Genomic DNA, 8,810 nt, shown 5'->3' on the forward strand with positions numbered 1-8,810 from the left:
AAAAAAAAGCAGGCACATGATACCTGCTAAAAAGATTTACGCGTTTATTTAACGTAAATCAGAATTAATATTTTATTAGATATATTCAAATTCAACAAATCCCTATAGTTTAAAATCATAGGGATTTGTTTGGTGCCCACCCTCTATAGTTTTTATTATTTAATTTAATTCTTATTTAAGGCAGATAAATCATATTAGATTTTTAATGAAATATATGTAAGTGAAAAGCTACAAAGTAATTTTTTAACTATTTTTGATACATTCAAAATATATTAAATTACACTAATTTAACTAAAATCCTATATTTAACTTTAGTAATTTTATACATAATTAATATTAGAATTATCTCACTCTCTGATTCTATTTTATGCTCATTCAAATAATAATTGAATGAGCATTTTTATTTAATAAGAGTAATAAAAAAAAGAGCAACTTGGGGATAGTTAGCTCTTATAAAAAACTAGTATTTCTACTAATTTAAGTATTTATAATAAATTATAATATTTATTTTTAAAATTATATTTTGTAAATATAAGTTCTTATATTGTAAAGATTTTTTTAAATAAAAAGTCCAGTAAGTATCTCCCAATACTTACTGGACTTAGAAGACTATTCCGTTAGATAAATATCTAACCCCCATAGGAAAGCCCTCAAGATATTTATTTTACATAAATATCTTGATGATACCAAACTAAAATATTTAATAGATAAATATAATATAGGTGATTTATAGAGTTTAAATATTGATTTTTAAAATAAAAATGATTATATATAACACATACTTAATTATTTATTTTTATTGAATTATATATTGATTAGAAGTATTTATTAAGGTAATAAATACTTCAATTTTATTATTACTAGTGTTTATTTTTTAACATCTGCATTAATGATTTTCCAATTAATATTCGTAGGAAGATGCATATCTATCATGGTCGCTTGCAGTGGTTTAGCGGCATTTGTGCCATTGAAAATAATAGTAGAGTTTCCTTTTACCGTAATATCGTTATAAGTAATATCATGCCAATTTGCTTTTGTAGAACCTGATTTATTTTCATAAACCGTATCCATCATAATCGCATTTTTAACATTAGACATAGTGACATGGTTATAGTTTACAGATGCTACTTCTCCCGAAGCAGACTTATCACTTTTAATCCGTAGGCCATTTGTTGTTCCGTTCATTGTTAAGCCATTGACAAAAATATTATAAATTCCATCAATTGTTTCACTACCTATGGATAAACCATGACCTGATCCAAAATTGTTTTGTATGAAGCTCATATCTCTAGAGGGACCACTATTAGGATTGGCTTTAATTGCAACATTGTCATCGCCAGTACTAATATTGCTGTATGCAACAGTGACATTTCTTGAAGAAATAGGATCAATACCATCTGTATTTCTGGCATTTGCAGGTGTATTGATTGTCGTATCCCAAACAGTTAGGCCATTACTTTTGTAGAACACAACATGAAAGTTTGGTGAGTTTTTTAATGTGATTTTATAGAGTGTAATATTCTGACTATTATTAATCTGAATCAAACGAGGCGCATTTTGCTTGCCACTACGTTTTGCTTTCTGAGCTAAATCCCACCAACTTGTCATTTTATCATTAAGTACTTCACCGCCTTGCCCATCAATAATACCTTCACCATAAATTCCAGCATTATTAGAGTTGTTGAATGTAATTAATGCATTACACCCTTTACCATCTTTATTAATTGTTCCACATGTTTTTTTACCATTATCAAATGCTGATGCATTATTAATTGCCTTTAAAGTAACACCTTTATCTATTAATAAACTTACCCCAGATGGCATATTTAATGCACCTGAAAGAAATATATTCATAGATCCATTACTAGAAAGCTGTACAGCTTTACCCGGACTACACTTATCTAAAGCGCGTTGAATATCAGCTGTAATTAGATTATTTCTTGCGTATACAACTGAACAAGTTTCTGGATATTCAGGCTCTACTACATTGCGCATATCTGCAGCGGAAGTGAGAGTTGGTAAAAAAGACGATAAAATTGAAATAGGCAAGAGAAAAGAAAACTGAGAGAAAGAAAAAGTCATAACAACCTTAATATTAGTGTAAAATGTGAAATAAGTCTCATTTTATGTTAATATATTTTATATTTTATTTATGTATATTTTTGTACTTTGTTTTATAGGAGCAAATACCGTCTATTTGCTCCTTTTTTTATTTATAACTATTGAACAAAATTTCTAATAATTATTAGAAAATCTACTTCTTAATATTTGCATTAATTACTTTCCAAGTAATGTTCGTAGGAAGATGCATATCTATCATGGTCGCCTGCAGTGGTTTAGCGGCATTTGTGCCATTGAAAATAATAGTAGAGTTTCCTTTTACCGTAATATCGTTATAAGTAATATCATGCCAATTTGCTTTTGTAGAACCTGATTTATTTTCATAAATCGTATCCATCATAATCGCATTTTTAACATTAGACATAGTGACATGATTATAGTTTACAGCTGCTACTTCTCCCGAAGCAGACTTATCACTTTTAATTCTTAACCCATTGTCTGTTCCACTCATTATCAAACCATTAACGTCTATATTATAAACTCCATCAATTGTTTCACTACCTATGGATAAACCATGACCTGATCCAAAATTGTTTTGTATGAAGCTCATGTCTCTAGAAGAACCACTATTCGGATTGGCTTTAATCGCAATATTGTCATCGCCAGTACTAATATTGCTGTATGCAACAGTGACATTTCTTGAAGAAATAGGATCAATACCATCTGTATTTCTTGCATTTGCAGGTGTATTGATTGTCGTATCCCAAACAGTTAGGCCATTACTTTTGTAGAACACAACATGAAAGTTTGGTGAGTTCTTTAATGTGATTTTATAGAGTGTAATATTCTGGCTATTATTAATCTGAATCAAACGAGGCGCATTCTGATTGCCACCAGCCTTTGCCTTTTGAGCTAAATCCCACCAACTGGTCATTTTATCATTAAGTACAGCACTACCCTGTCCATCAATGGTACCTTCACCATAAATACCAGCATTATTAGAGTTGTTGAATGTAATTAATGCATTACACCCTTTACCATCACCATTAATTGTTCCACATGTTTTTTTACCATTATCAAATGCTGATGCATTATTAATCGCCTTTAAAGTAACACCTTTATCTATTAATAAGCTTACCCCAGATGGCATATTTAATGCACCCGAAAGGAATGTATTCATAGACCCATTACTAGAAAGCTGTACAGCTTTACCTGGACCACATTTATTTAAAGCACTTTGAATATCGGCTGTAATTAAATTATTTCTTGCGTATATAACTGAACAAGTCGCAGGATAGTTTGGCTCGACTACATGTCGTGTATCTGCAGCCGAAGAAAGAGTGGGTAAAAGTGAAGAAAATATAGAAAGAGGCAAAAGGAAAGAAAATTTCATAAGTATCCCATTTAAAAAAATATTGTGAATCAAGTCACATAAAGGTATTAAATACCTAGGTTGTTAATATTACATTAAAAGAATATATAATTATTTATTTTTTGATATATTTCACACTTTTATAAATTAGAGTGAATTATTTTGAATAAAGTCTTTGCTACGTTTGCATGTACTCTGATCACAACGATTTGTAGTGCAGCTAATTATCCTGTAACAAATTTGAATAAGTTAACTGGGTTTGCGCAACAAGCCCATGTCACTGGTGGTTCAGGTGGAAAAGTTGTTATTGTAAAAGACATCTCAACCTTAAAAAATGAATTACTTGGTAGTGAAGCAAAAACTATTGTAATTGAAGGCCAAATAGGTAGTAATTCTAAACAGATCTTGGTTTTTGGAAGTAATAAAACCATCGTTGGTTCATTTAATAACTTAAATGTTTTGAATAATATTTATTTAGTTTCTTCTGCAAATAGCTCGAATGTTATTTTTCAAAACTTAGTTTTTAAGCATGATCCTAAAATTCGTGGTAATGGAGATATACAGCTTTATATTGCTTCTGGAAATAAATATTGGATTGACCATTGCTCATTTGTTGGACATAAATGGAGTGTAAATGATGGTAGTTTAGATAAGCTTATTTATGTAGGTGAGTCAGCAGATTACATCACGATTAGTCATTCATTATTTGCAAATCACAAATATGGTTCGATCTTTGGTTACTCTATGGAAGGATATAATTCAAAGTATAATGGATATCCACGTATGACTTTATCAAATAATTATTATAATAATATTGATGTTAGATCGCCGGGTCTTATGAGATATGGTTACTACCATTCATATAATAACTATATTTCGAATTATCATCTTGGTTATACGTTAGCACAAAATGCAAGGCTTCTTTCTGAAGCAAACTATTTTGAATCTGGCTATGAAAAAGGGATTGTTGATGATAAAAAGGAAAATACCTCTTTTACAGATGTTAATAGCTATCCTAGCAGTATAAGTAGCTATTCTAGACCAGCATCATGGAAAGTCCCTTACTCTTATAGAACACAGACTGCTAGTTTCGCCAAGAACTGGGATATGAATTATTCAGGTGCTCAGGCTTCTTCAGGCAAATTTGTTTATCCGTATTAAAAAACTTATGGGCAGGGATTACTTGCCCATTAAATTGAATACCATAAATCTAATTTTTAGAATATGTATCATACATATAACAACCTAAGTTTCTTTGAAAAGATTTAAAAAATATTAAAGTCTTCTTTTCAACAAAGATTGTTACAGAATGCATTTCAAAACTTACTTTATTATATTTTTAACCCAAAATCAGATTGTATTAACTACTATCGCATCAATATATGCTCATTAATGATTGTGCAATTAAGCCATCTTTTGTATATAAAAAACGCACATAGTGTGCGTCTCTTTTTTATTTTTCTTATGTCGGAGGGACTTAAAAATTACTCGTCATCTTTTTTTATCCTTACAATCTCACTGACCAAGTGCCATTTAATTTTTTTTGCCCCCACAAACTCCGCTTTTTTGTTGAACTCAAAGAAATAAAATGATGATGAAAAATGGAAATATTTGCATCTTTGTTGAAAGAAAGGTAAATTAGGTGATTGAATTTTTTTGTTAATCAGCGATTTGCAGGCACAAAAAAAGCCCGAATTCTTTGGCGAGAGCATGGGCTTCAGATGTACATGCTAATCAGCTTTGGAACGCTAGCATGCAAACTTATTATATCAATAATGTTGAGTATCGCAAGCCAGTGAGCTTGCAAAATGAACATTAATCTAAATTTTAAGGCTCAATTTTTTAAAAATTTACCCTATAAGCCTTACTGTACCAACGATTTAGGCTGTACGTTTATTAATTCAAAAGAACATGCAGTAACCAAGCGTTATATCCAATGTAATCCTCCACATCAAATTGTTTACCTTATCTTTGATGTTGATGACCCTCAAGCTGTAATGTCATGGTATGACGCAAATCTACCACCTCCAAGTTGGACAGCCCAAAACCCTGAAAATGGGCATGCTCATATTGTTTATGAACTAAAAACTCCTGTTTTAACAACCAATGCATCTCGACAAAAAATCGTACGTTATTTATCGGCTATCCAAGTAGGTCTAGCGCAGAAATTAGGAGCAGATATGGGCTATGCCCAGCTTCTAACGAAAAATCCTTGCCATAACCATTGGCGCGTTAAAATGTGGACAAAAGAAAAATACGAACTTGATTATTTGGCAGACTTTGTTGATCTGACGAGTAAACCTAAGAAGCAACAAGAAGTATTCGGCTTAGGTCGTAACTGCACTCTTTTTGAAAGTGTGCGTAAATGGGCCTATAAAGCAATTAGAGCGAAGCGAGGTAGTACCTTTAACGATTGGTTAAATGACGTTATAGAACACTGTGATCGAGTTAATCGTAGTTTTAGTACCCCATTACCGTATTCAGAGATCAAAGCGACAGCTAAATCTATTGCACGCTATTGTTGGAAGAATGATGCTTATTTCTATCAGGAGTTTATTGATCGACAAAGCCGTAAAGGTCGCATAGGTGGTCAAAAATCAAAACGGGGCCGTAAAGAAGAGTCTGAACGTACCTTAAAACCCTGGGAAAAACAGGGCATATCAAGGCGTAGTTACTATTATAAAAAATCAAAAAATAATTGCACCAAATAAGCCTAAATCAGATAACAGCTGTTTGGCTTTTCTTCTTCGTTATCTATTGAAAATTATTTTATCTAATGTTAACTTTTTTTAATTAAGCAAGCCTACCCTGTAGCCACAAAATATTAAAACTGCTTCGCAATTTTATATTTTATGTCACGGGGGCTTGTTAGGGGATTCCCCCTAAGACCCCAATCATTGAGAACCTAATTTAGTAAAATGTTATGGCAAAGAAAGAATTAAAAACAGAAGTTAAACGTCTACGTTTAACTAAATTAGAAGCGGAACAACTAGAAAAATATTTGAATGATCACGATCTCAATTTTAGTGAGATGGTAAATACATTAATCAGTCAAAAAATAAAGTCTGAATTTTCGACTGTATCAGCCGAGCCAATAGAAATATTTAGTGAACAAAAGAAAAAGCGTCAACCAATTAAACAGCCACCGAAAGCAGACCCAGCACTACTTTTCCAAATTGGTCGAATTGGTAATAACTTAAACCAACTTGCCAAATCATTAAATATTCTTAGACAAGATATGAATAGCGTTCCTAACTTTTCATTTCTTGAATGCTTCCATGTACTCAGTCAAATGCAAAAAGATTTACATCATTGGCTTGGTGAGCTTCCCAAAATTGAACGTAGTCCTGAAGCTGTGAATCGTGCAAGAGAAAGAGCTTTAAAGAAAAGGGAAACATAATATGTATATTAAGTTTTTGAAGCATGGAAAGGGAGACCCTGCAAAGGCTGCGAGCTATTTAGTTGATGAAGTTGATCATCTCAACCGTCCTAGAGCTGACGTTCAGGTGTTAAGTGGAGATCCACGGGTATTTACTGCCCTAGCTGAATCTATAAAGAATGAGTGGAAGTATACAAGTGGTGTCATTGCTTGGTCTAAAGATGATGCACCAACCAACCAAGAAATTAACGAAGTATTAGACCACTTTGAAAAACATGCTTTTTCAGGGCTACAGCCTGATCAATATCACTTCACAGCAGTTTTACATCAAGAAGATGATGGCTCAAAGCATGTACATTTCTTAGTACCTCGAATTGAACTAGATACAGGAAAAGCCCTCAATATTGCTCCTCCCGGACATGAAAAATATTTTGACCCTCTAAGGGATTATTTTAACTATTCAAAAGGTTGGTCTCGCCCTGATGACCCAAGTTTACAACGTGACACACAAGCCCCTGACTACCTTCATTATCAAGATAAATCAGCACTAAAAGCAGGTTTAAAGGGGAAGTCTGCTAATGATATTCGTGAAGCTATTGGAAGCTATATAGAGCAACGTATAGAACATGGTTTTGTTAGGAATAGAACTGATGTTTTAAACGCTATTTCAGAGCTTGGGGAGGTTACTCGGCAGGGTAATAATTTTATTTCCCTAAAATTAGATGGTGCAGATAAATCAGTACGCCTAAAAGGTGCATTTTATGAGTCAAAATTTAGTGTCGAATCTTACATCAAGAATCGAACAAGAAAAGCAAATGATGCAAACGCATCAAGAGAACATAGAGAAATTTCAAGAGAACACAGCGCACTTGCTGAACAGTGCAAAGCAAAGCTTACAACACTTTCAAACAGACGCTCAACATACAACAGAGAACGCTACCAACCTCTTAGTGCAAGCCCAAAAGAACCTCGTTTTATTCCAATCAGAGAGCAAGAATTTAGTCCAAGTCCTACAGCAACAGACCCAAGAAACAGCCACACTATTGAACGAACAAGCAGAGCAACTCAACCATTTAAAAACCCAATCAGCTCAACTCAACAACATGAGCCAAGAGATTGCGGAAACATCAAAACTCAGGAAAAACCTTTTTACATCGAACATCATTTTAATTTCAGTAGCTCTTATTTTTACTATCTTGAGTATCAGTCTAATCTACATCAGCAAAAGCAAATACAACGACATCGAGGAAATGCAGAACAAAGTGAACTATCTGAAATCGCAAGGTGGGAGCATGATCACAACGAAATGCGGTGGGAAGCTATGCGTTCAAGTAGACCCAGAATACACCAACAGCCCTTACGAGACGACAGACACGAAACAGCCATTAATGATCGTCAAAGAGGTCAATTAAATGAATCTCGAAGCACAATTATTGAAGATCATCGAAGAACAGCAGAATCAGTTAAAAGAACAGCAGAACGAGCAAGAGAAAGCATTACAGCTCATTCAAGTGCAATCAGCGACTATCAAAGAGCTACAAAACTACACGAGCACTTTGAAAGAGAGACACAGCGAAGCAGTGCAGATCGTAGAGAGATATCGGCAGATCGTGCGGCAGCTATCAGAACAAACTATCTCAGAGAATTTTTCACAGAAAATACAAGAGGACTTACAGCAACAACTACAGCTACGTTTAACCAATTTAGTCGAGAACTTGCAGATCGAGAACAAAGTCAAAGCATCAATAGAACATCTCGTTCCGAATATTTTGCCAATGACAGTGGAGAACGAAATAGAATTTCAGCTAAAGCCAATCACAGAAGAAATGACCGAGAAAATAGCCTCACTAGAGCGTTATCAACAAAAGTTAGTGGATTTAATTCAACAAATATCTTTAAGGCTTTAGATCAGTTAGATAAGAGGAAAGAATTACAACGAGAGCAGGAACGTAAAAATAATCGAGGATATGATTATTTTTCTAGTCTTTTTTGATATTA

6 protein-coding genes are annotated in these 8,810 nt (G+C 33.3%); 4 read left to right on the plus strand and 2 right to left on the minus strand.

Going from position 1 to position 8,810, the window contains the following annotated elements; genetic code table 11:
- Window positions 1-867 precede the first annotated feature (867 nt).
- Together I2F23_RS12120 and I2F23_RS12125 are read right to left on the minus strand one after the other, a co-directional pair.
- Window positions 868-1,995 (minus strand): glycoside hydrolase family 28 protein, encoded by a 1,128-nt coding sequence (locus I2F23_RS12120; protein WP_213014727.1) that lies wholly within the window; start codon window positions 1,993-1,995, stop codon window positions 868-870.
- Window positions 1,996-2,254: 259 nt separating this feature from the next.
- On the minus strand, window positions 2,255-3,454 hold the full coding sequence (locus I2F23_RS12125) for a glycoside hydrolase family 28 protein (RefSeq protein WP_195772855.1): 1,200 nt from the start codon (window positions 3,452-3,454) through the stop codon (window positions 2,255-2,257).
- A 141-nt stretch (window positions 3,455-3,595) separates the two neighbouring features.
- On the opposite strand from I2F23_RS12125, the gene I2F23_RS12130 reads away from it, so the two are divergent.
- The 4 genes from I2F23_RS12130 (at window position 3,596) to I2F23_RS12145 (ending at window position 8,805) form a co-directional block, all read left to right on the plus strand.
- Window positions 3,596-4,594, plus strand: coding sequence for a pectate lyase family protein (locus I2F23_RS12130; protein WP_228285415.1), 999 nt, complete (start codon window positions 3,596-3,598; stop codon window positions 4,592-4,594).
- Window positions 4,595-5,241: 647 nt separating this feature from the next.
- Entirely contained in the window at window positions 5,242-6,144 is a 903-nt protein-coding gene (locus tag I2F23_RS12135; RefSeq protein WP_195772856.1) for a replication initiation protein, read from the plus strand.
- Window positions 6,145-6,356: 212 nt separating this feature from the next.
- Window positions 6,357-6,833 carry a plasmid mobilization relaxosome protein MobC gene (mobC, locus tag I2F23_RS12140; protein WP_195772857.1) on the plus strand — a complete coding sequence of 159 codons (477 nt, stop codon included), beginning with the start codon at window positions 6,357-6,359 and terminating at the stop codon, window positions 6,831-6,833.
- A gap of 1 nt (window position 6,834) precedes the next feature.
- Entirely contained in the window at window positions 6,835-8,805 is a 1,971-nt protein-coding gene (locus I2F23_RS12145; RefSeq protein ID WP_195772858.1) for a relaxase/mobilization nuclease domain-containing protein, read from the plus strand.
- Window positions 8,806-8,810 lie beyond the last annotated feature (5 nt).

Source organism: Acinetobacter pollinis, from assembly GCF_015627175.1.
Lineage (GTDB): Bacteria > Pseudomonadota > Gammaproteobacteria > Pseudomonadales > Moraxellaceae > Acinetobacter > Acinetobacter pollinis.

Excerpts from the sequence above, each read along its gene's own strand:
- I2F23_RS12120 (WP_213014727.1), bottom strand. The coding sequence starts at position 1,995 with ATGCGCAATGTAGTAGAGCCTGAATATCCAGAAACTTGTTCAGTTGTA.
- I2F23_RS12125 (WP_195772855.1), bottom strand. The coding sequence starts at position 3,454 with ATGAAATTTTCTTTCCTTTTGCCTCTTTCTATATTTTCTTCACTTTTA.
- I2F23_RS12135 (WP_195772856.1), top strand. The coding sequence starts at position 5,242 with ATGAACATTAATCTAAATTTTAAGGCTCAATTTTTTAAAAATTTACCC.
- mobC (WP_195772857.1), top strand. The coding sequence starts at position 6,357 with ATGGCAAAGAAAGAATTAAAAACAGAAGTTAAACGTCTACGTTTAACT.
- I2F23_RS12145 (WP_195772858.1), top strand. The coding sequence starts at position 6,835 with ATGTATATTAAGTTTTTGAAGCATGGAAAGGGAGACCCTGCAAAGGCT.